This window comes from Streptomyces sp. NPDC046716 (assembly GCF_040645755.1).
In the GTDB taxonomy this organism is placed as follows: domain Bacteria; phylum Actinomycetota; class Actinomycetes; order Streptomycetales; family Streptomycetaceae; genus Streptomyces.
Genome location: NZ_JBEYYU010000059.1, coordinates 32936 through 54767, shown reverse-complemented (window position 1 = coordinate 54767; position 21832 = coordinate 32936). Strand labels below are relative to the sequence as shown.

At 71.7% G+C, this 21832-nt stretch carries 17 protein-coding genes and 1 tRNA gene; 10 read left to right on the top strand and 8 right to left on the bottom strand.

The genetic code is table 11. The features are described 5' to 3' along the window. Positions 1–238 precede the first annotated feature (238 nt). A tRNA-Gly gene (locus ABZ930_RS33020) sits at positions 239–312 on the bottom strand. A gap of 537 nt (positions 313–849) precedes the next feature. On the opposite strand from ABZ930_RS33020, the gene dcd reads away from it, so the two are divergent. Both dcd and ABZ930_RS33010 read left to right on the top strand, forming a co-directional pair. Beyond that, positions 850–1425: a dCTP deaminase gene (gene dcd, locus ABZ930_RS33015; RefSeq protein ID WP_361556163.1), complete on the top strand. Its 576-nt coding sequence runs from the start codon at positions 850–852 to the stop codon at positions 1423–1425. A gap of 11 nt (positions 1426–1436) precedes the next feature. Next, positions 1437–1943 (top strand): phosphoribosyltransferase, encoded by a 507-nt coding sequence (locus tag ABZ930_RS33010; protein ID WP_361556161.1) that lies wholly within the window; start codon positions 1437–1439, stop codon positions 1941–1943. 79 nt (positions 1944–2022) lie between these two features. On the opposite strand, the gene ABZ930_RS33005 is transcribed toward ABZ930_RS33010, so the two are convergent. The 7 genes from ABZ930_RS33005 to ABZ930_RS32975 form a co-directional block, all read right to left on the bottom strand. Next, the gene (locus tag ABZ930_RS33005; RefSeq protein WP_361556158.1) at positions 2023–2961 is read right to left on the bottom strand and encodes a Yip1 family protein; all 939 of its coding nucleotides are present in this window, start codon (positions 2959–2961) and stop codon (positions 2023–2025) included. A 29-nt stretch (positions 2962–2990) separates the two neighbouring features. Then, positions 2991–4505 carry an FG-GAP-like repeat-containing protein gene (locus ABZ930_RS33000; RefSeq protein WP_361556155.1) on the bottom strand — a complete coding sequence of 505 codons (1515 nt, stop codon included), beginning with the start codon at positions 4503–4505 and terminating at the stop codon, positions 2991–2993. 50 nt (positions 4506–4555) lie between these two features. Then, a complete protein-coding gene (locus ABZ930_RS32995; RefSeq protein WP_361556153.1) occupies positions 4556–6043 on the bottom strand; it encodes an FG-GAP and VCBS repeat-containing protein in 1488 nt (495 codons plus the stop codon). Between the two features lie 212 nt (positions 6044–6255). Continuing rightward, a complete protein-coding gene (locus ABZ930_RS32990; RefSeq protein ID WP_361556150.1) occupies positions 6256–7545 on the bottom strand; it encodes a VCBS repeat-containing protein in 1290 nt (429 codons plus the stop codon). 126 nt (positions 7546–7671) lie between these two features. Further along, positions 7672–9060: an FG-GAP repeat protein gene (locus ABZ930_RS32985; protein WP_361556147.1), complete on the bottom strand. Its 1389-nt coding sequence runs from the start codon at positions 9058–9060 to the stop codon at positions 7672–7674. Between the two features lie 248 nt (positions 9061–9308). Beyond that, entirely contained in the window at positions 9309–10829 is a 1521-nt protein-coding gene (locus tag ABZ930_RS32980; RefSeq protein ID WP_361556144.1) for an esterase, read from the bottom strand. A gap of 185 nt (positions 10830–11014) precedes the next feature. Further along, on the bottom strand, positions 11015–13297 hold the full coding sequence (locus ABZ930_RS32975) for a (Fe-S)-binding protein (RefSeq protein ID WP_361556142.1): 2283 nt from the start codon (positions 13295–13297) through the stop codon (positions 11015–11017). A 303-nt stretch (positions 13298–13600) separates the two neighbouring features. Between ABZ930_RS32975 and ABZ930_RS32970 the strand changes: the two genes are divergently transcribed. From ABZ930_RS32970 to grpE, 8 genes are all read left to right on the top strand, one after another. Next, on the top strand, positions 13601–14641 hold the full coding sequence (locus tag ABZ930_RS32970; RefSeq protein ID WP_361556139.1) for an NAD-dependent epimerase/dehydratase family protein: 1041 nt from the start codon (positions 13601–13603) through the stop codon (positions 14639–14641). 1 nt (position 14642) lies between these two features. Next, on the top strand, positions 14643–15719 hold the full coding sequence (locus ABZ930_RS32965) for an MraY family glycosyltransferase (protein WP_361556136.1): 1077 nt from the start codon (positions 14643–14645) through the stop codon (positions 15717–15719). Next, positions 15713–16222 (top strand): hypothetical protein, encoded by a 510-nt coding sequence (locus ABZ930_RS32960; protein ID WP_361556133.1) that lies wholly within the window; start codon positions 15713–15715, stop codon positions 16220–16222. Before ABZ930_RS32965 ends, ABZ930_RS32960 begins: the two co-directional genes overlap by 7 nt. Further along, positions 16219–17148 carry a glycosyltransferase gene (locus ABZ930_RS32955; protein ID WP_361556130.1) on the top strand — a complete coding sequence of 310 codons (930 nt, stop codon included), beginning with the start codon at positions 16219–16221 and terminating at the stop codon, positions 17146–17148. Before ABZ930_RS32960 ends, ABZ930_RS32955 begins: the two co-directional genes overlap by 4 nt. A gap of 367 nt (positions 17149–17515) precedes the next feature. Continuing rightward, entirely contained in the window at positions 17516–18073 is a 558-nt protein-coding gene (locus tag ABZ930_RS32950; protein ID WP_361556127.1) for a glycosyltransferase, read from the top strand. Continuing rightward, positions 18060–19085, top strand: coding sequence for an LCP family protein (locus tag ABZ930_RS32945; protein WP_361556124.1), 1026 nt, complete (start codon positions 18060–18062; stop codon positions 19083–19085). The genes ABZ930_RS32950 and ABZ930_RS32945 overlap by 14 nt, the downstream gene beginning before the upstream one ends. Before the next feature lie 159 nt (positions 19086–19244). Beyond that, positions 19245–21095 (top strand): molecular chaperone DnaK, encoded by a 1851-nt coding sequence (dnaK, locus tag ABZ930_RS32940; RefSeq protein ID WP_361556121.1) that lies wholly within the window; start codon positions 19245–19247, stop codon positions 21093–21095. Beyond that, entirely contained in the window at positions 21092–21781 is a 690-nt protein-coding gene (gene grpE, locus ABZ930_RS32935) for a nucleotide exchange factor GrpE (RefSeq protein ID WP_361556118.1), read from the top strand. Before dnaK ends, grpE begins: the two co-directional genes overlap by 4 nt. Positions 21782–21832 lie beyond the last annotated feature (51 nt).

Genomic DNA, 21832 nt, shown 5'->3' with positions numbered 1-21832 from the left:
ATGTGCTCTTCGCCCGCCGGATCCGCCGTCGCCGACCTCCGGCGGATCCGGCCCTCATGCCGATCCAGGGGGAGCGCATTCAGCATCGCGCACCCGAGCACGGGCCACCTCCCCGAAAACGCACCACGCTCCGGCAGGTCAGAGCACCGACACCCACGGAAAACGAAGCACGCGCACGGAAGTCTGATGGGCAAGCAAGAAGGCCCGGGTCGATGACCTGGGCCTTCACTGTCGGAACTGGAGCGGGTGACGAGAATCGAACTCGCGCTCTGAGCTTGGGAAGCTCATGTTCTACCATTAAACTACACCCGCGTGGTACCGCCGCTGAAGCGGCCCGTACTGCCGGACACTGTACCCCATGCCGGGCCCCGGGCGCTCAAGCCGCCGGGGTCCGGCTGCGTTGTGCGGCCTGGAAGTGACTGCGGGTGAAGGGAGTTGGGGCGTACGGTGGGCGGACCGCGCGAGGGTTTCTCAGGGGTGTCCCGAGGTCGGAGCGCCGCCTGGATCCGCGTCCCTTTCATCCCGTAATGTGACCCCGTCGTCGGTCAGGAAACTGGCCAAATGGCTCGTGGGGAAGGGACTGCAGGGACTTGATGGACTCGATGGAGCGCACCGTCGTCCGATGTGCCGAAGGGCACGTTTTCAGCACCGCATCGTTCCCGATGCAGCAGGCCGACCGTCTCGGTCCCGGCCGGCTCATCCGGTGTCCGAAGTGTGCTCGGTTGCGGCATGCCGTTCCTGTGGGACCGCAGCAGCGGTAAGCACGGCACAGGTAGTCGTACGGACCAGGTCAGAGCGCGCGGGCCCGCCGATTGTGGCGGGCCCGCGCGCTCTGCGTATCCTCGGTGCGTGCTTCTCTCAGACAAGGACATCCGGGCCGAGATCGACTCCGGGCGGGTACGGATCGATCCCTACGACGAATCGATGGTTCAGCCGTCGAGCATCGATGTGCGGCTCGACCGCTACTTCCGGGTGTTCGAGAACCACAAGTACCCGCACATCGACCCCAGCGTGGAGCAGGCCGACCTGACCCGGCTCGTGGAGCCGGAGGGTGACGAGCCGTTCATCCTGCACCCGGGCGAGTTCGTGCTGGCGTCCACCTACGAGGTCATCTCGCTGCCCGAGGACATCGCCTCGCGGCTCGAGGGCAAGAGCTCGCTCGGACGGCTCGGGCTCGTCACGCACTCCACGGCCGGCTTCATCGACCCGGGCTTCAGCGGCCACGTGACGCTGGAGCTGTCGAACCTCGCCACGCTGCCGATCAAGCTGTGGCCGGGCATGAAGATCGGGCAGCTGTGCCTGTTCCGGCTGTCGTCGCCCGCCGAGCACCCGTACGGGAGCGAGCGCTACGGTTCGCGTTACCAGGGACAGCGCGGGCCGACCGCCTCCCGTTCCTTCCTCAATTTCCATCGGACCCAGGTGTGAGCAGCAGCGACATGAGTGACGTCAGCCCCGTGCGCGAGAACCTTACGTACGAGAAGTTCGGGGTCGCGATCCGCGAGCTCGCGCAGACCATCGCCGACGACGGCTACGAGCCCGACATCATCCTGAGCATCGCGCGCGGCGGCGTCTTCGTCGCGGGCGGCCTCGGGTACGCGCTGGACGTCAAGAATCTGAATCTCGTCAACGTCGAGTTCTACACCGGTGTCGGCGAGACGCTGGAGATGCCGGTGATGCTCGCGCCGGTGCCGAACGTCATCGACTTCTCCAACAAGAAGGTCCTGATCACCGACGACGTCGCCGACACCGGCAAGACGCTGAAGCTGGTCCACGACTTCTGCCTGGACACCGTGGCCGAGGTGCGGTCGGCGGTCGTCTACGAGAAGTCCCACTCGCTCGTGAAGTGCGAGTACGTGTGGAAGCGGACCGACGACTGGATCAACTTCCCGTGGAGTGTCGAGCCGCCCGTCGTGAAGCGTGACGGTCAGGTGCTCGACGCCTGAGGGCGGCTGTCCGTTCTGTACGTGAGAGGGGCCCCGCACCGGGAGAACGGTGCGGGGCCCCTCTCACGTGCGTACGTGACTAGAACGTGCCCAGCTTGATGATCGAGAGCAGGGCGACCAGCTGGATCGCCGAGGCGGCCAGGGCCTTCGGCCACGGGAGGTCGTGGGACTTGGAGACCATCGTGGTGAGCAGGGCGCCCGCCGCGATCCAGGTCGCCCAGCCGAGGAGCTGGACGAACATCTCGTTGCCGCCGAGGAACATGCCGACCAGCAGGCGCGGGGTGTCGGTGAGGCAGGCGATCAGCATGGACAGGCCGACCGTGGGCTGCCAGGCGCCGTCGCCGCCGAGCTGGCGGGCCAGGGTGTGGGTGACCACGCCGAGGATGAAGAAGGAGACCGTGACCGCGACGCCCGTGGTCAGGACGTAGGGGATCGCCGAGGAGAGCGTGGCGTTGATCACGTCGTCGCGGGCGCCGTCGAAGCCGAAGATGGCGAGCAGCCCGTAGAGGAACGTGACGATGAGGGCCGGGGCCCACATCGCGTAGTCACGCATCTGGAGGTAGGTCGGCGCGGGGCGGAAGACGACTCCCGTCAGGAGGTCCTTCCAGTGCAGGCGGGGGCCGACCGGGCCCGCCGGGGCCGCGCCCGCCTGGTACGTGGAGCCCTGGCCGTACGGGTCCGGGTCGTCCGGGTTCACGGAGAACGCCTGGGTGTGGCCCGGGTTGTTGGCCGCGTACGGGTCGTAGCCGCCGCCCCCTTGCGGGTGGGGCGCCTGCCGCGGGTCGCCGAAGTACTCCGGCTCGCCGTAACCGCCGGCCCCGTGGTTGCCGTTGTTCTGGGGCCACTGCTGCTGACCACCGCCGCCGCCGTAGTACTGCGGGGGGCCTTGGGGCGCTTCGCGGTTGTCCCGGCCGCGTCCGTTCCTGAATCCAGCCACGTAGTCGAACGTACCTGGTTTCGCCGGGGTCAATGCCGGGCCCGGGGGATCGGGCCCGGCATTGCGGCTGAGCTGTGACATCCCCTACGGGGTGCCTCGTAGGGGGCGGATCAGTTGGCCGCGTTCGCGCCGAACTCCGGGTAGCCCGCCGTGTCCACGCCCGCCGCGGTCGCGGAGATGCTGCGCGCGCCGGTCGTGGTGATCTTCGTGCCGTCGGACGGGAGGTAGGTGATCGCGCCGTTGAAGTCGTTCTCGCCGACGGCGGTGACGACCAGGTCCGCCTTGCCGTCGTGGTTGGCGTCGGTGAGCTTCACCTCGCCGCCGAAGTAGTCGTTCTTCTCGTCGCCGCCGGGGACACCGGCCGTCGACTGGGCGAGGAACTGGGTGCCCGACGTCGTGTTCAGGCCGCTCGCGGAGCCGTAGAGGACGGTGACGGAGCCGGTGTTGACGACGCCGTCCAGGTTCTCGCCGGGGGCGCCGACGACGACGTCCTGGTAGCCGTCGCCGTTGATGTCGCCGAGGGCCAGCTCGCTGCCGAACCAGTCGCCGCGCTCGGAGCCGCCGGGCACGTTGCCGGTGTCCTGGTCGATGTTCGTGACGCCGGACGGGCCGGACGCGGAGCCGTAGGTGACGTGGACCTGGCCGCCGGTGACGGAGTCGGGGACGGTGGTGGTGCTCCCGTCGGGGTTCTTCAGGTTCGGGTCCCACTCCTGGCCGGTGACGATGTCGCCGAAGGTGTCGCCGTTGACGTCGCCGATGCCGGTGATGATGCCGCGCTTGAGCTGCCGGGCGCCGCTCGTGGTCAGGCCGGAGGCGGAGCCGGGCAGGTAGTAGTTGGTGTTGTAGCCCATGGAGGTGCCGGTCTCGTAGCCGTTGGCGACGAGGTCGGTGCGGCCGTCGCCGTTGACGTCGCCCGCGAACAGGCTGAGCGGGCCGGCCGTGCCGCCGCTGATGATGTTCGGCTTGACGGTGTAGTGGCCGCCCAGCGAGGCGGACTTGGTGAGGCCGCCCTTGTAGACGTAGAGGGTGCTGGCGGTCGAGCCGATGGCGAGGTCGTCGCGGCCGTCGCCGTCGAAGTCGCCCGCGGCCAGGGAGCGGCCCCACTTGTCGTGCGCGGAGACCGCGGGGTCGGCGATCGTGGTGCCGCCGGTCAGGCCGCTCGTGGAGCCCCACAGGATGGCGACGGTGCCGCCCTCGACATCGGTGCCCACCTTCTCCCACGGGGCGGCGACGGCGAGGTCGTCGAAGCCGTCGTGGTTGAAGTCGCCGTACGCGCTGGACCAGCCGAAGCCGTCGCCGGCCTCGGCGCCGCCGGGGACGCCGCCGGTGTTCTGGTTGATGGTGGAGCGCTTGGCGGAGGTGATGCCGCTGGCCGAGCCGTACAGGGCGACGATGTCGCCGGCCTCCTTGTGCCCGGCGACGGTGGCGTTGCCGGCCGCGTAGGCGAGGTCGCCGTAGCCGTCGTTGTTGAAGTCCGCCTGCTGGTGGTGGACGGAGTCGGCGGCGCCCGCGCTGCCCGCGGACACGGCGAGCAGCCCGCCGGTGAGGGTGGCCGCGGCGGCCGTCGCCGTGGCGAGGCGGAGGCGTGCGGGGGAGGGGGTCGGGACGCGTCTGTGCTTGGGCATGCGGAGTACTCCCATGAGGTGGGCGAGAGGCAGGGCGCGGGCGGGGTCGGTCAGTCGGTGAAGTTGGCGCCCAGGTGCGGGGTGCCGGTGGCCGAGATGCCGAACGTGGAGGTGTAGATGCCGGAGGCGGCGGCCGACAGCGTGCCGTCCGCCTTGATGTTCACCGGATAGACGGCGCCGTTGCCGTTCTCGCCGGGCGTGCCGATGTAGAGCTCGCCGCGGCCGTCGGCGTTCAGGTCGTCGATGTGGACGTCGGCGCCGAACCAGTCGTTCTTCTCGTTGTCGTTGGCCACGCCCGCGGTGTTCTGGTCCAGGAAGAGCGAGCCCTGCGCGGTGATGCCCGTGCCGTCGGCCTTGCCGTACAGCACCCAGGCGGCGCCGGTGTTCGTGCCGCCGGTGAGGTCCTCGCCGGGGGCGCCGACGACCAGGTCCAGGTGGCCGTCGCCGTTGACGTCGCCGAGGTCGACCTCGGTGCCGAAGTTGTCGCCCGTCTCGCTGCTGCCGGGGACGCCGGCGACGTTCTGGGTGAAGGTGGTGCGGCCGGCGGTGTCGGGTCCGCTCGGGGTGCCGTGGATGACGTACACCGCGCCGCTGTTCTCCTTGCCGCCGCTGGCGGACCAGTAGTTGCCGACGACGATGTCGTCGTAGCCGTCGCTGTCGGTGTCGCCGAGGTCGGTGATGACGCCCGTCGGGAGACGGACCGATCCGGACGTGCTCGGGCCGGAGGAGGTGCCCGGCAGCCAGAAGTTGGCGTTGGTGGCGTTGTCCTTGGCGTAGCCGTTGACGATCAGGTCGTCCTTGCCGTCGTGGTTGGCGTCGCCGGAGTGCAGGTTCCAGACGCCGGCGCCGGTGTCGCTGATCACCGGGACCTTGAGGACGGCGCGCTTCGCGGCACCCGAGGTGCGGCTGAAGCCGCCGCTGAGGATGTCGATCGTGTCCTTGTCGTTCGAGGCGATGGCCAGGTCGGTGCGGCCGTCGCCGTCGAAGTCGCCCGCCTCGACCGGGCCACCGAAGCCGTCGTGGGCGGTGGGGCGCGGGTCGGCGACGGTGGTGCCGCTGGTCAGGCCGTTCGCGGAGCCCCACAGGATGGCGGCGGTGCCGCCGTCCTTGTCGGAGCCGACGTCCTCGGTGGGGGCGCCGACGAGCAGGTCGTCGTAGCCGTCGCCGTCGAAGTCGCCGTACGCGGAGTCCGCGCCGAAGTAGTCCCCGGTCTCGGCCGTGCCGGGCACGCCGGGGGAGTTCTGGCTGAGGACGACCTTCTTGGTGGTGGCGGCTCCGCCGTAGACGACGCCGATCTGGCCGGCGTTGGCCTTCCCGTTCACGTAGGCGTGGGAGGCGGAGACGGCCAGGTCGGCGTAGCCGTCGTTGTTGAAGTCGGCGTCGGATGCGGCGACCTCGGTGGTGGCGGCCGATGCCGTGGTGGCGCCGGCCACGAAGAGTCCCCCGGTCAGCGCGGCCGCCGCGGCCGTCGCCGTGGCGAGGCGGAGGCGGGTCGGGGACGGGTCGGGGACGCGCTTGTGCTTGGCCTTGCTCGACATCGGGACAGCTCCTGCGGGAAGGGGATGTCTGGCCGACATCCCGCGACAAAGGGCATGACAACGTGCGGAGGTGCTGCCGTTCGGCTGTCGTTTGCCGGGAGTTGTCCCGTGCATGACCTTCCGGTCGGCGAACAGGAGACTCGTTGGGGGGTGCAAGGGTTGTACGGGAGCTGTGAGGACTTTGAGAAAGCGGGAACCGGAAGGGGTTCGGATCAGTCAGAGGTGAACTCGGCGGTCGAGAAGGTGAGTCCGGGCTTCGCCGCGATCAGCGACGCCGACCGCGCGCCCGTCAGCACCAGCACGGAGTCCTCGGCCGGATCCGACTCCTGGCCGCGCTGGACGACCAGATCGTCCCGTCCGTCCCCGTCGAAGTCGGCGACGGCGATCACCCGGCCCTCGCCCGGGGAGCCCTTCACCACGCGCGTACCGCCCGCCACCAGGCGGATCTTCCCGTCGCCCGAGGCGATCAGGTCGGTGCGGCCGTCGCCGTCGAGGTCGCCCGTGTCGAGGGCGGTGCCGGTGACGGGGAGCGTGCGACCGGTCTTCAGGACGATGCCGTCGGCGGTCATGACGGCCGAGCCGAAGCGGCCGAACGCCACGTCGGTGCCCGCCGGATAGGCGGCGCCGGCCGTCTGCGGGCCGTTCGGGCCGCCCAGGGCGAGGGCCGAGCGGGCGGCGCCGCCGTGGGCGCGGACCAGGACGTCGTCGGTGCCGTCGCCGTCCACGTCGGCCGCGGGCCCCGCAGGAACGTTTCCGGAGGACGGTACGAGACGGGCCGTGCCGCGCGGGGCGCCGGAGCGGGTGAACGGGCCCGGGAGGAAGGAGAGGCCGCCGTTGCTCGCGTGCACCACGAGGTCGGCCCTGCCGTCGCCGTCGAAGTCGCCGCACACGGGCTGGTCGGGCCAGTCGTTGCCGAGCCGCGCCCCGGCCGGGATCGTGACCTTCACGCCCTTGCCCGCGATCCCGCCGGGCGAGCCGAAGAGGATCTGCAGCGGTACCGGTGGCTGCCCCTGGCCGTCGTAGGGCGGGTCGGTCGACACGACGAGGTCGGTGAACCCGTCCGCGTTCAGATCGCAGCTCGCCTCCGAGGCGAACGCCGCCGGGGTCTGCCCCTTCGTCGGCGCCGCGTACGTCGCCGGGGACAGCAACTGCCGTACCCGCGGCGTCAGTCCGTGCCCCTTCTTCCCGTACACGATGCCGATCCCGGCGTCGTCGCCGAGCCCGTCGTGCGCGAGATCGTCCAGTACGAGGTCGGGGGCGCCGTCGCCGTTGAAGTCGGAGGCCACCTTCGAGCCGGTGCCGCGCGGCACCGGCTCGGCGGTCGTACGGGCGTTCTTGCCGGTCAGGGTCGTGGGGCGGTGGCCGGCCGAGGCGGCGGCGGTGTCGTCGCCTCCGCCGCAGCCGGTCAGCGCGGCGGCGAGGAGGACGACGGTGCCGGTGGTCGCGGCCGCGACGGTGGCGCGCCGCGCCCTGTTTCCCCTGCCGCTCCTCGTGCCTGTCATCGCAACGACCCCGCTCACCTCATGACTTCACAACCTCCACATCATGGCGGCCGCCGGGGGCGGGGTTAAGGGGTGCGGGGTGCCGCGTACGTCACGTCCGCGCGGATCCGGTCAGCGCAGGTCCGGTCAGCGCAGGGTGGTGCCGAACCGGACGCCCGGGCCCGGGAGGCCGACGTCGGAGCCGTTGAACGAGGTGGCCGCGGTGGTGGTGACGTACGGGGACGCGCCGCGCAGCACCCAGACCGCGCCCGCGTCCTTCGTGGCGGCGATGTCCTCGCCGGTCGCGGAAACGGCGAGATCCGCGCGGCCGTCGCCGGTGAGGTCGCGCAGGGCCACGGCCGCGCCGAACGCGTCGCCCGTCTCCGCCGCGCCCGGCACTCCGCTCGTGGCCTGGTGGTAGGCGCGGCCCGCGGTGAGCGTGCCCTTGTGGCCCTTCAGCACGGTGACGGAGCCGGTGCCCCGGACGCCGTCCACGGTCTCGCCGGGCGCGCCGACCGCCACGTCGGCGCAGCCGTCGCCGTCCACGTCGCCGACGGCCACCGACGCGCCGAAGCGGTCCTCGGGCTCGGTGACCCCGGGCACGTAGGAGCTGTCCTGGGTGACCTTGTCCATGCCCTCCATCTCGTCGGTGAAGATGGTGGACCCGCCCCAGAACACCCAGACCGAGTTGTCCTCGGGCTGGCCGGTGACCAGGTCGGGGGTGCCGTCGCAGTTCACGTCGCCGACGGCCGCGGCGCCGTACGTCTCGCCCGCGAAGCCGTCGATCGTGCCCGCCCGGTAGCCGATGTCGCCCGCGCCGCCGTCGACCCAGCCGGTGTACGGGCTGCCGTCCGGGTACGTGCCGTAGAGGACGTACGTGTACGTCCTGCCGACTCCGGCGCCGTGCACCTGGGCCGCCGTCTCGCCCTCCAGGGTCACGCCGTCGGGGAGGAAGTCGACCTCCGGGGCGTACGCCGACGACGGCGAGCTGTCCCCGTACCACCACCAGTTCTTCGCGCTGACGACGGACAGCTGGGGCCAGTCGTCACCGTCGAGGTCGACGAAGACGGCGCCCTCGCCGAAGCGGGTGTCGTCGGCCTTCGGGGCGTGGTAGACCTGCGCGCCCCGCGTGAATCCCTTCGCTCCGCCCCAGACCACGGTGACGGAGCCGCTCGCCCAGTCGGCGACCCGCTCGCCGGGGGCGCCGATGACGAGGTCGGCGTAGCCGTCGTGGTCGACGTCGCCGCTGGTGACGTTCTCGCCGAACTCGTCCTCGGGTTCGGTGGTGCCGGGGATGCCCTTGGTGGCCTGGGTGAGGGTCACGGATCTTCCCGTGCTCACACCGGAGGCCGAACCGAACGTCACCGTCACGGCGTTGGCGTGCGGGGTGCCGATGGCGAGGTCGCGGTAGCCGTCGCCGTTGTAGTCGTCCTTGAGGACGGTGGGCGCTGCGCTGGCTGTGGGGGTGATGGCGGTGAGGGTGCCTGTGGTGAGGGCGGCGACTGTGGCGGCGAGGGCCAGCTTTTTGATCCGCACGGGCAACTCCGTTGGGTGGCGGGTGTGTTGGTACGGGTGGGACGCATGAGGGGGTGGGGGTGGTTGTACGGGGGCGGCCGCGGCGCACGTCGTGGCTGGTCGCGCAGTTCCCCGCGCCCCTGAAGCATGCGCTGCGCGCAGCTTCCCCTTGCGGCTGCGGCTGCGGCTCCGCCGCGCTGTCGCACGCAGTGCGCATCTCAGGGGCGCGGGGAACTGCGCGACCAGCCCCCCGCGCACCTGCGTGCCGGCTAGTGGTCGATCGATGTGCCGTAGTGGGCCGATTTGGCCGGGGCGTTCAGGGATTTCGGGCCGTAGGTCCAGGAGCCGGAGGCGGTGACGCCGGAGGGGGTCGCCGAGAAGACCCAGACGACGCCCTCGGAGGAGTTCTCGCCGGGGGCCGCCGCCAGCAGGCCCGCGCGGCCGTCGGCGTTGGGATCCGTGAGGGAGACCTGCGCGCCGAACTTGTCGCCCTTCTCGGCGACCCCGGGCACCCCGGCCGTGTCCTGGTTGACGTCACGGACGCCGGTGGTCGTCAGACCGCCGGAGGAACCGCGCAGGACCCAGACGGCACCGGCGTCGGCCACGGCCCCGATGTCCTCGCCGGGCGCGCCCACGGCGACATCGGCGAACCCGTCGCCGTTGGTGTCGCCGACCGACAGGTCACCGCCCCACCGGTCACCGCGCTCGTGGGCGCCCGGCACCCCGGGGCTGTCCTGCGTCCACTGCTCTGCCTCCCCGGCGGGCCCCGCGTCGGAGCCGTAGTAGACGCCGATCATGCCCCCGGCGGTGGACTCCCCGCCCTCGTCGGGTCCCTGGGGATCGCCGGTGACGAGGTCGTCCTTGCCGTCGCCGTTGATGTCACCGGAGGCGACGACCGGCCCGCCGCGCAGCGCGAGCACGGGCAGCGGGTCGGCGTCGGAGGCGCTGCCCTGGAGGACGTAGGACCAGCCGTGGCCGCTGTCGTCGTCGGCGGAGATGCCGGAGACGACGAGGTCGGCGAAGCCGTTGGCGTCGTAGTCGCCGGTGGACAGGCCCGTCGGGTCGATGCCGGGCGGCTCCTCGGCGGCCGAACGGGCCTGGGGCGCCTTGTGCGCGAAGTCGGTGCGGGAGTGGCGTTCGAGGTGCTTGGCCGCGCCGGAGGCACCGCGCGCGGCGGGTGCCGCCTCGTACTGGAAGAGGGCGACGCCGACGGAGTCGAGGACGGCGACCAGGTCGCCGTCGGTCGTGTCGGCGAAGTGCGCGGCGGCGAGCGCCGAGCCGAAGTGCCGTCCCTTGCCGGGTACGTCGGCCTCCAGGCCGGTGGACTCGGTGCCGACGAGGCCCTTGGAGGTGCCCCACAGGACGACGCCGCCGCCGGAGTCGGCGACGGTGCCCAGGTCCTCGCCGGGCGCGCCGACGATCGCGTCGTCGTAGCCGTCGCCGTCGAGGTCACCGGTGGCGACGGCCTGCCCGAAGGCGTCGCCGTTCTCGGCGCTGCCCGGCACTCCGGCGGTGTTCTGGCTGATCACGGCGGCGCGGGAGGTGCCCATCCCGTTCGGTCCGCCGTACTGGACGGTGACGAGTCCGGCGCCGGCGTGTCCGCCGACGGTGGCGCCGGGGGCGCCGACGAGCACGTCGTCGTAGCCGTCGCCGTTGAAGTCGGTGTTGCGGTCGGCGGCGCTGGTGCCGCCCGGGACGCCCGCGTAGGCGGACGGGGCGGCGGCGATGAACGCGCCGGAGAGCAGAAGGAACGAGGCCGCCGCGAGGGCGGCCGTACGGTTCTTGCGCACGTGCGGCTCCTGAGTCTCTCGTGGAGAAGGAAGGCCGGGCAGCGCGGGGGTATGACCGACAAAGGGCCCGTTCCTTTGCCGGTGCCTGGTTCGACACGGGATCAGGCGCGAGGGTTGTACGGGACGGGACAGACGAAAGGGCACCCCGTCGGAACGGGGTGCCCTCAAGTGACGTACGGCGGGAACTACTTCACCGGCTCGGGCTCCGGCGCGTCCTCGGTCTCCGCCTCGCCGGCCGGGTCGGCGGGCGTCTTGACGGAGTCGAGCAGCAGCTGGGCGACGTCGACGACCTGGACGGACTCCTTGGCCTTGCCGTCGTTCTTCTTGCCGTTGACCGAGTCGGTCAGCATGACGAGGCAGAACGGGCAGGCCGTGGAGACGATGTCCGGGTTGAGGGAGAGGGCTTCGTCGACGCGCTCGTTGTTGATGCGCTTGCCGATCCGCTCCTCCATCCACATCCGCGCGCCACCGGCGCCGCAGCAGAAGCCGCGCTCCTTGTGGCGGTGCATCTCCTCGTTCCGCAGGCCCGGGACGTTGGCGATGATCTCGCGCGGCGGCGTGTAGATCTTGTTGTGGCGGCCCAGGTAGCACGGGTCGTGGTACGTGATGATGCCCTCGACCGGGGTCACCGGGACGAGCTTGCCCTCGTCCACCAGGTGCTGGAGCAGCTGGGTGTGGTGGATGACCTCGTAGTCGCCGCCGATCTGCGGGTACTCGTTGCCGATCGTGTTGAGGCAGTGCGGGCAGGTCGCGACGATCTTCTTGGCCGTCTTCGGCTTCTTCGACTCGTCGGTGACCTTGCCGTCGTCGTCGTACTCCTCGCCGAACGCCATGTTCAGTGCCATGACGTTCTCCTGGCCGAGCTGCTGGAACAGCGGCTCGTTGCCGAGGCGGCGGGCGGAGTCACCGGTGCACTTCTCGTCGCCGCCCATGATCGCGAACTTGACGCCCGCGATGTTGAGCAGTTCGGCGAAGGCCTTGGTGGTCTTCTTGGCGCGGTCTTCGAGCGCGCCCGCGCAGCCGACCCAGTAGAGGTACTCGACGTCGGTGAGGTCCTCGATGTCCTTGCCGACGACCGGCACCTCGAAGTCGAGCTCCTTGAGCCACTCCAGGCGCTGCTTCTTCGCCAGGCCCCAGGGGTTGCCCTTCTTCTCCAGGTTCTTGAGCATCGTGCCCGCCTCGGACGGGAACGCGGACTCGATCATCACCTGGTAGCGGCGCATGTCGACGATGTGGTCGATGTGCTCGATGTCGACCGGGCACTGCTCGACGCAGGCGCCGCAGGTGGTGCAGGACCACAGGACGTCCGGGTCGATGACGCCGTTCTCCTCGACGGTGCCGATGAGCGGGCGTTCGGCCTCCGCGAGGGCGGCGGCGGGCACGTCCTTGAGCTGCTCCTCGGTCGCCTGCTCGTTGCCCTCCATGTCCTTGCCGCCACCGGCGAGCAGGTACGGGGCCTTGGCGTGCGCGTGGTCGCGCAGCGACATGATGAGGAGCTTGGGGGAGAGCGGCTTGCCGGTGTTCCAGGCGGGGCACTGCGACTGGCAGCGGCCGCACTCGGTGCAGGTGGAGAAGTCGAGCAGGCCCTTCCAGGAGAACTGCTCGACCTGGGAGACGCCGAAGGTGTCGTCGTCGCCCGGGTCCTCGAAGTCGATCTCCTTGCCGCCCGAGGTCATCGGGAGCAGCGCGCCCAGCGACACGTCGCCGTCGGCGCGGCGCTTGAACCAGATGTTCGGGAAGGCGAGGAAGCGGTGCCAGGCGACACCCATGTCGGTCTTCAGGGCGACCGTGATCATCCAGATGAAGGAGGTCGCGATCTTCAGGCCGGCGAAGAAGTACGTGAGGGTCTGGAGCGTGGAGACGTCCAGGCCCGACAGCGCGTCGACCACGGGGTACGAGATGAAGAACGACGCCTCGTAGCCGTCGACGTGGTGCTGGGCGCCTTCGAGGGCGTGCAGCATGAAGATGCAGACGCCGACGATGAGGATGACGGCCTCGACGAAGTACGCCTGGCCGAAGTTCGAGCCGGCGAAGCGGGACTTGCGGCCCGGCTTGTCGGGGCGGCTCAGCTGGCGGATCACGATGAGGACCGCGATGCCGAGGATCGTCATGGTGCCGATGAACTCGACGAACATGTTGTACGGCGCCCACTCGCCGATGATCGGCAGCAGCCAGTCGGCCTGGAACAGCTGGCCGATGGCGTTGACGATCGTCAGCAGCAGCGAGAAGAAGCCCACCGCCACGAACCAGTGCGCGACGCCGACGACGCCCCAGCGGTTCATCCGGGTGTGGCCGAGGAACTCCTTGGCCACGGTCACGGTGCGCTGGACGGGTTCGTCGGTGCGGGTGCCTGCGGGGACGTTCTGGCCGAGCCGCATGAAGCGGTAGATCTGGGCGATGGCCCGGACGAACAGGGCTGCGCCGACAACGATCAGGGCCAGCGACACGATGATCGCGGCGAGTTGCATTTTGGGGGCTCCTCGGGCCTGCGAGGGGAGTCTTCTCGGGACACGTACTCGAACGGTGCTGATTACTAAGCGGTAACTTATGCAGTCCGTCTGAGACTACCCACTTACGCAATCGCAATGTAGTCGGCGCCGTGGTGATCTGCGTCGCTGAGGGTCCCCTCACGCGGCGCGGGCGCCGGGCCAAAGCTGATCGTGTTATTCGCCCCATATTTGGACATAACGGAATAACTTATGTAGGGCTCCAGGTGGGCGCGACCCACCGTTGTCACCCCGATACCGCACGCGCAACTCACCGAGGGGCCCATGACGACCGCATCTCTGACACATCTGGTCACCGGCGGCGCGGGCTTCATCGGCTCGCACCTGACGGACGCGCTGCTCGCCCAGGGCCATACCGTCGTCGTCCTGGACGACCTGTCCACCGGGGACCGCGCCAACCTCGCCGTCGCCTGGCCCGACCCGCGGCTGCGCTTCGTGCGCGGCTCCGTCCTCGACGCCCGGCTCGTCGACGAACTCACCGCGCGCTGCGACCGCGTGACCCACCTGGCCGCCTCCGCCGGTGTCCGGCGCACCGCCGAACAGCCCCTGCGGTCCTTCACCGCGACCGTGCGCGGCACCGAGCACGTCGTCGAGGCCGCCCACCGTCACGGCCGCCCGCTGCTGCTCGCCTCCACCGGCGAGATCTACGGCAAGAACGGCGCGGACCCGGTCGCCGAGACCGCCAACCGGATCCTCGGCCCGACCACCGTCGCCCGCTGGGCGTACCCCACGGCCAAGGCCGTCGACGAACTCTTCGCCCTCGGCCACCACCGCGAGTACGGCCTGCCGGTGACCGTGGCCCGCCTCTTCGCCACCGCGGGCCCGCGCCAGTCGCCCGCGCACGGCACGGTCGTGCCCCGGCTCGCCGCGCAGGCCGTCGCCGGACAGCCGCTCACCGTCCACGGCGACGGCACCCAGCGCCGCAGCTTCGCCCATGTCGCCGACGTCGTCGACGCGCTGCTGCGGCTGCTCGTCCACCCGGGCGCGAACGGCGAGGTCTTCAACGTCGGCAGCGCCGAGGAGACCACCATCGGCGACCTCGCGGGCATCGTCGTCGAACGCGCGGGCTCACCCTCGCCGCTGCGCTTCATCCCGTACGAGGAGGTGTACGGCGGCGCCGGCAGCGGCTACGAGGAACCCGACCGGCGCGTCCCCGACACCCGCAAACTCCGCGACCTCACCGGCTGGGAGCCGCGCCGGGGCCTGATCGACATCGTGGACGCGGCGCTGCTCGACGCGGGAGGCGCCTTCCCCGGCCCCGCCGCCCCGGCGCTCTTCCCGCCCGCCGTCCCGGCCCGGGCCTGACGTGCTGTACGGAGCGGCCGCCGCCGCGACCGCGCTGCTGCTCACCGCCGCCCTCGCCGCGGCGCTGCGCACCCTGGCCCTGCGCGTGGCCCGGCCCGGGCGGGCGGCCGGGGCCGCGCGGGCGGCACGGACCAGACCCAGGGCCGCCCCGCGCGTCGGCGGGGTCGCCGTCGCCGCGGCCACCGGCGCCGTCGCGGCCGTGGGCGCCGCCACCGGGCTCGCCCCGCTCGGCTCCGGCCCCGCCACGCTGCTGCTCGCCGCGGGCGCCGTCGCCGTGCTCGGACTGCTGCACGATCTGCGGCCGATGGGCGCCAGGGCGCGGGTCATCGTGCAGGCGGGGGCGGCGACCGCCGTCGTGCACGGCACCCAGCTCGGCCTGGTCACCGGCGCGCTCGCGGTGCTGTGGATCGTCTTCGTGACCAACGCCTTCCGGTCGCTGGACAACTCCGACGGGGCCGTGGGCACGGTCGGCGTCGTCACCGCGCTCGGCCTGTGCGTGTGCGCGGGGACGGCCGGGGCCGGCGCCCTGGCCGTGGTCCTCGCGCTGTTCGCCGCCTCGCTCACCGGGTTCCTCATGCACAACTGGCATCCCGCGCGTGTGGTGCTCGGCGACAGCGGCGCCCTGTTCACCGGGTTCCTCGTGGCGTCCGCCGCGCTGGCCGTGACCGACGGGCGGGAGGGGCCCGCCGCGCCGGCCGTCCTGTTCGCCGTGACCGCGGTCGCCACCACCGACACGGTGCTCGTCATGGTCTCCCGCCGCCGGGCGGGGCGCGGCCTGCTGCGCGGCGGCACCGACCACACCGCGCACCGGCTGCGCCGCCTGGGCCTGACCGCCCGCGGCGTCGCCGTCGTGCTCGGCGCCGCCACCGCCCTCTGCACGGCGACCGGGGTGCTGCTGCACGGCGGCGTCGTCGGCGCGGCGGTCGCCTGGTGGCCGCTCGTGGCGGCCGCGGTCGCGGTGGTGCTGCTGCTGCGCGTGCCGGTGTACGCGGCGGTCCGGCGCTCCGCACCGGGGATGGCCTGGGAACTGGGGGGAACCGGGGGAGCCATGGGACGCAAGGGAGCAGAGAGATGCTGAGCTTCGGCCGGACGCGCCGCCTGGTGCGCCAACTCGACCGCCACGAGATCGACCTGGTGCTGGAGTCGGGCCGCCCCGACGGGGCCTTCGGCCGCGCGCTGCGGCGGGCGGGCTACCGGGGCCGGATCGTGTCGTTCGAACCGTTCGGCGGCGACCGGGCCGGAGTGCGCAGGGCCGCCGCCCGCGACACCGCCTGGCAGGTGCTGCCCTACGCGCTCGGGGACCGGGACGGTGCCTGGGTCCGGCGGCTCGACGGGATGTGGGAGGACGTCGTCGCGCCCGGCGAGCGGGTGCTGCTGCACGTCGGGCACCGGCCCGAACTGCCCGAGGCCGTCGCGGGCGCCGGTGAGTTCGGCGGGGACCTGACCCTCGTACGGTCGGAGTCCGGGGACGATCTGACGCTCGCCCGGTTCGGGTTCGGGGACGGGCCGATGCCCGTGCGGGCCGGTGCCGGTGCCGGTGCCGGATTGACGTTCGTACCGTCCGGGAGGGTCGGGGCATGAGGGTCGCGCTCGTCCACGGCTTCTCCGGCGCGTCCGTGCCCGGCGGCGAGGACGACGCCGTCCTCGACCAGGCCGCCGCCCTGACCCGCGCCGGTCACGAGGTGCGGGTGGTCCGGGCCGGTGCCGGGCGGGACGTGCCGGCGGAGCTGCGGGCGTTCGCGCCGGACGTGGTCCACGTCCACCAGCTGTCCCCCGGCGCCGACCGGGCCCGTGTCGCCGAGTGGGCCGGGCCGCTGGTGGTGACGCTGCACCGGCACCGGCCGCCGCTGCGGGATCCGTTGCTGCGCCGCGCCGACCGGGCGGTGGTGCTGTCCGAGCCGGGCCGGGACGGCTGGCTCGCGGCCGGGATGCCGCCCGAGCGCCTCGCCCTGATCCCCGATCACGTCCCTCCGGTGCCGGACCCGGGCCCGCAGGAGCGGGCGGCGTGGGTGTGCGTGGGGCGGCTCGCCGTGGAGCGGGGGATCCTCGGTCTGCTGCGGCGCTGGCCCGCCGGGTGCCGCCTCGACGTCGTGGGCGAGGGCCCGCTGGAGCGCGAGTGCCGGGCCGCGGCGCCGCCGTCCGTCCGGTTCCTCGGGGTGGGCGAGCGGGGTGCGCTGCGCCGGTCGCTGACCGGCTACCGGGGGCTCGTCTTCCCCAGCCGCTGGCACGACGGCGCCGTTCCGCTGATCTATCTGGAGGCGCTGGCGGCGGGCCTGCCCGTGCTCGCCTTCGAGGGCTCGGCCGTGCCGCGCGCGGTCCGCGCCGAGGGCACCGGCACGGTCACCGCCCCGGACGCCCCGCTCCCCGCCGCCCTGGCCGCCGCCGACCGCATCTTCCCGACCCTGCGCGAACACTGCCGCTCGGTCCACGCGAAGCGCTACGGGGAGCCGGTGTGGGTCGAGCGCACGGAACGCCTGTACGCCACCGTCGTCCGGGAGCGCGTGTGACGGCACCGTGCGGGACGGACGCGGCTCGGGCTGATCGGGCGGTGCGCGGAAGGTTTCGGCGTCGTTGTGCGGGAGCGGGTGGGTTGGTGGGGGCCGTCGGTCGTGCGCGGGGTGTGGTCGGGGCTGGTCGGGCGGTGTGCGGCGGCAGGTCTTGGCGTCCTTGTGCGGGAGCGGCGGTGACGGCGCCGGGTGGGCTGGCGGGGGCCGTCGGTCGGGGCGGCGGGGGCCAGGTGCGTGGGGTGCGGTCGGGGTTGATCGGGCGGGGCGCGGCAGTAGGTCTCGGTGTCGTCGTGCGGGAGTGGGTGTGATGGCGTCGGGTGGGCTGGCGGGGGCCCTTGATCGGGTCACCGGGGATCAGGTGCGTGGGGTGCGGTCGCGGTTCGGGCTGCGGGCGGGGCTCACCGGGCTGTACGTGGAGGCGGTCGACGGGGGCGCGCGGGTGGCGTTCCTGCTGGCGGCCGCCGACCGGGCCGCCGCGCTGCTGCCCGGGTTCCGGCTGGTCGTCGCCGGGGACGGGGAGCTGCGGGAGGCGGCCGAGCGGCACGGGGCGCACGTCGTGTGCGTGGCGGGCGCCGCCGGGGACGACGACAAGGCGCTGCTCGGGGCCGTGGCCGACGTGCTGCTCGCGCCCGGCGCCGTGGGCGCCCTCGCGGCCGACTCGTTCGCGCTGCGCACTCCGCTGGTGATCACGGAGCGGGCCGGGACCGGCCCCGGGTTCGGCTGTCTGGAGGACGGCCGCAACGCCGTCGTCGCCCCCGACGACCCCGACGCCTACGGCGCGGCCGTCGCCGAACTCCTCACCCGGCCACGACGGTTGGCGTGTCTGCGGCGGGCCTGCCGGGCCGAGGCGCAGCGGTACACGGTCGAGGGGAGGACGGCTCGGGCGGCGTACGGCGTGGAAGGGCTTGTGCATGGCATTCCGTGATCTCCTCCCGGCCCGGCGCTGGGTGCGCCGCACGCTGCTCGGCGTCGTCCTGCTGCTGACCACCGCGGCAGGCGCGGGCGCCTGGGCGTACGCCCGGCTCGACGGCAACATCCGCACCGACGAGGCCACCGACCAGGCCCTCTTCGCGGATCACCACCGACGGCCCGCCGCCCTGCGCGCGGGCGCGCAGAACATCCTCATCATGGGCTCCGACATCGAGGCCACGAAGGACAGCCAGCGCTCGGACACCACGATGCTGCTGCACCTGTCGGCCGACCGGAAGCGGGCCGCCCTGGTGAGCGTCCCGCGCGACCTGATGGTCGACATCCCGGACTGCCGACTGCCCGACGGGGAACGCAGCGAGCCCGAGTACGCGCAGTTCAACTGGGCCTTCGAGCGGGGCGGCGCGGCCTGCGCGATCCGCACCTTCGAGGATCTGACGGGCGTCCGCGTCGACCACCACATGGTCCTGGACTTCACCGGGTTCGAGAAGGTCGTGGACGCGCTCGGCGGCGTCGACGTGAAGGTGCCGCAGCGGATGCGGGTACCCGGCGGCAAGGTCGTCCTCGACGAGGGCGAGCAGCACCTCACCGGCAAGCAGGCGCTGGTCTTCGTGCGGGGCAGGACCGGGGTCGGCGACGGCAGCGACCTGCAGCGCATCGAGCGGCAGAAGGAGTTCGTGCGGCTGCTGCTCGGGCAGGTGCGCAAGGAGGGGCTGCTCGACCACGGCTCCCGGCTGTACCCGGTGCTCGACGCGGCGACCTCGTCGCTGACCGCCGACCGGGGCCTCGACTCGCTGGGCGAGCTGTACGGGCTCGCGGAGGCGGCGGGCCAGGTGCCGGCCTCCCGGACCGCGATCGTCACCGTGCCGAGCGTCGAGCACCCGGACTACTGGGGCCGCTACATGCCCGTGGAGGATCAGTCGGAGGCGCTTTTCGAGGCGCTCCGGGAGGACGAGAAGCTGCCCGCGCACCTCTACAACGCCTACGACCCGGACAACGACGAACTCTGAGTCGCCCGGAAACCCGCAGGTCAGAAGGGTTCGCCAGACGGATTGCGGATAAGGAGGAGATAAAAGTTGAGTGGGGTCGACTCAGGTCTGTTGACTATGGGACGGGTGTCGTGCACTCTTGAGTCAGATCCACTCAAGTAAGCATCTGGAGGACCCGAAATGGCACGTGCGGTCGGCATCGACCTGGGCACGACTAACTCCGTCGTCAGCGTTCTCGAAGGCGGCGAGCCCACCGTCATCACGAACGCGGAGGGCGCCAGGACCACGCCGTCCGTCGTCGCCTTCGCGAAGAACGGCGAGGTGCTGGTCGGCGAGGTCGCCAAGCGCCAGGCGGTCACGAACGTGGACCGGACCATCCGCTCCGTCAAGCGCCACATGGGCACTGACTGGAAGGTCAACCTGGATGGCAAGGACTTCAACCCGCAGCAGATGAGCGCCTTCATCCTGCAGAAGCTGAAGCGCGACGCCGAGGCGTACCTGGGCGAGAAGGTCGCGGACGCGGTCATCACCGTCCCGGCGTACTTCAACGACTCGGAGCGCCAGGCGACGAAGGAGGCCGGCGAGATCGCGGGCCTGAACGTCCTGCGTATTGTCAATGAGCCGACGGCCGCCGCCCTGGCCTACGGTCTCGACAAGGACGACCAGACCATTCTCGTCTTCGACCTCGGTGGCGGCACCTTCGACGTCTCGCTGCTCGAGATCGGCGACGGCGTCGTCGAGGTGAAGGCCACCAACGGTGACAACCACCTCGGTGGTGACGACTGGGACCAGCGCGTCGTCGACTACCTGGTCAAGCAGTTCAACAACGGCCACGGCGTGGACCTCAGCAAGGACAAGATGGCGCTCCAGCGCCTGCGCGAGGCCGCCGAGAAGGCGAAGATCGAGCTCTCGTCCTCGACCGAGACCACGATCAACCTGCCCTACATCACGGCGTCCGCCGAGGGCCCGCTGCACCTGGACGAGAAGCTCACGCGCGCCCAGTTCCAGCAGCTCACGTCCGACCTGCTGGAGCGCTGCAAGACGCCGTTCCACAACGTCATCAAGGACGCGGGCATCCAGCTCTCCGAGATCGACCACGTCGTTCTCGTCGGTGGCTCGACCCGTATGCCGGCCGTCGCCGAGCTCGTCAAGGAACTGACGGGCGGCAACGAGGCCAACAAGGGCGTGAACCCGGACGAGGTCGTCGCCATCGGCGCCGCCCTGCAGGCCGGTGTCCTCAAGGGCGAGGTCAAGGACGTCCTGCTCCTCGACGTCACCCCGCTGTCGCTTGGTATCGAGACCAAGGGCGGCATCATGACGAAGCTCATCGAGCGCAACACGACCATCCCGACCAAGCGGTCGGAGATCTTCACGACGGCCGAGGACAACCAGCCGTCGGTGCAGATCCAGGTCTACCAGGGCGAGCGCGAGATCGCGGCGTACAACAAGAAGCTCGGAATGTTCGAGCTCACGGGCCTGCCGCCGGCCCCGCGCGGTGTCCCGCAGATCGAGGTCGCCTTCGACATCGACGCCAACGGCATCATGCACGTCACGGCCAAGGACCTTGGCACGGGCAAGGAGCAGAAGATGACCGTCACCGGTGGCTCCTCGCTGCCGAAGGACGAGGTCAACCGGATGCGCGAAGAGGCCGAGAAGTACGCGGAGGAGGACCACGCCCGCCGCGAGGCCGCCGAGTCGCGCAACCAGGGCGAGCAGCTCGTCTACCAGACGGAGAAGTTCCTCGCGGACAACGCGGACAAGGTCCCCGGCGACGTGAAGACCGAGGTCGAGGAGGCCGTCACCGAGCTGAAGGAGAAGCTCAAGGGCGACGACTCGGCCGAGATCCGCACCGCCACCGAGAAGGTCGCCGCCGTCTCGCAGAAGCTGGGCCAGGCCATGTACGCCGACGCCCAGGGCGCGCAGGCCGCCGGTGGCGCCGAGGGTGCCCCGCAGGGCGACGCCAAGGCCGCTGACGACGACGTCGTCGACGCCGAGATCGTCGACGAGGACCGCAAGGACGGTGCCGCGTGACGGAGGAGACCCCGGGCTTCGAGGAGAACGAGAAGCCTGACGTCCCCTCCGGCGCCACCTCCGAAGACGCCGAGCCGAAGGCCGCCCCCTCCGAGAAGGAGGGCGCGGCCCCGGCCGGGGACTCAGCTTCCGGCCCGCAAGGTGCCCAAGACGTGGCTCTGACGGCGCAGCTGGACCAGGTGCGGACCGCGCTCAGCGAGCGCACCACGGACCTCCAGCGCCTTCAGGCCGAGTACCAGAACTACCGTCGCCGTGTGGAGCGGGACCGCGTCACGGTCAAGGAGATCGCCGTCGCGAATCTCCTGTCCGAGCTGCTTCCCGTCCTCGACGACATCGGCCGCGCCCGTGAGCACGGCGAGCTCGTCGGCGGGTTCAAGTCCGTCGCCGAGTCGATGGAGACGGTCGCCGCCAAGATGGGGCTTCAGCAGTTCGGCAAGGAGGGCGAGCCCTTCGACCCGACCGTGCACGAGGCCCTGATGCACAGCTACGCGCCGGACGTCACGGAGACGACGTGCGTGGCGATCCTGCAGCCGGGTTACCGGATCGGCGAGCGCACCATCCGCCCCGCGCGGGTGGCGGTCGCGGAGCCGCAGCCGGGCGCGCAGACGGTCAAGACCGAAGGCTCCGGCGACGCGTCCGACAGTGCGGACGCCGAGAAGGAGACCGGTGGCCCGGAGGAGGGCTGACCCGGAGCACGTGCCGACCCAGGTGAGTGAGCCCAGTAAGGAGGGACGTCG

Bases quoted from the DNA above. Each gene is read 5' to 3' on its own strand.
- ABZ930_RS33010 (WP_361556161.1), top strand. From the start codon at position 1,437: ATGAGTGACGTCAGCCCCGTGCGCGAGAACCTTACGTACGAGAAGTTC.
- ABZ930_RS33005 (WP_361556158.1), bottom strand. From the start codon at position 2,961: ATGTCACAGCTCAGCCGCAATGCCGGGCCCGATCCCCCGGGCCCGGCA.
- ABZ930_RS33000 (WP_361556155.1), bottom strand. From the start codon at position 4,505: ATGCCCAAGCACAGACGCGTCCCGACCCCCTCCCCCGCACGCCTCCGC.
- ABZ930_RS32995 (WP_361556153.1), bottom strand. From the start codon at position 6,043: ATGTCGAGCAAGGCCAAGCACAAGCGCGTCCCCGACCCGTCCCCGACC.
- ABZ930_RS32990 (WP_361556150.1), bottom strand. From the start codon at position 7,545: ATGACAGGCACGAGGAGCGGCAGGGGAAACAGGGCGCGGCGCGCCACC.
- ABZ930_RS32975 (WP_361556142.1), bottom strand. From the start codon at position 13,297: ATGCAACTCGCCGCGATCATCGTGTCGCTGGCCCTGATCGTTGTCGGC.
- ABZ930_RS32970 (WP_361556139.1), top strand. From the start codon at position 13,601: ATGACGACCGCATCTCTGACACATCTGGTCACCGGCGGCGCGGGCTTC.
- ABZ930_RS32960 (WP_361556133.1), top strand. From the start codon at position 15,713: ATGCTGAGCTTCGGCCGGACGCGCCGCCTGGTGCGCCAACTCGACCGC.
- ABZ930_RS32955 (WP_361556130.1), top strand. From the start codon at position 16,219: ATGAGGGTCGCGCTCGTCCACGGCTTCTCCGGCGCGTCCGTGCCCGGC.
- ABZ930_RS32945 (WP_361556124.1), top strand. From the start codon at position 18,060: ATGGCATTCCGTGATCTCCTCCCGGCCCGGCGCTGGGTGCGCCGCACG.
- dnaK (WP_361556121.1), top strand. From the start codon at position 19,245: ATGGCACGTGCGGTCGGCATCGACCTGGGCACGACTAACTCCGTCGTC.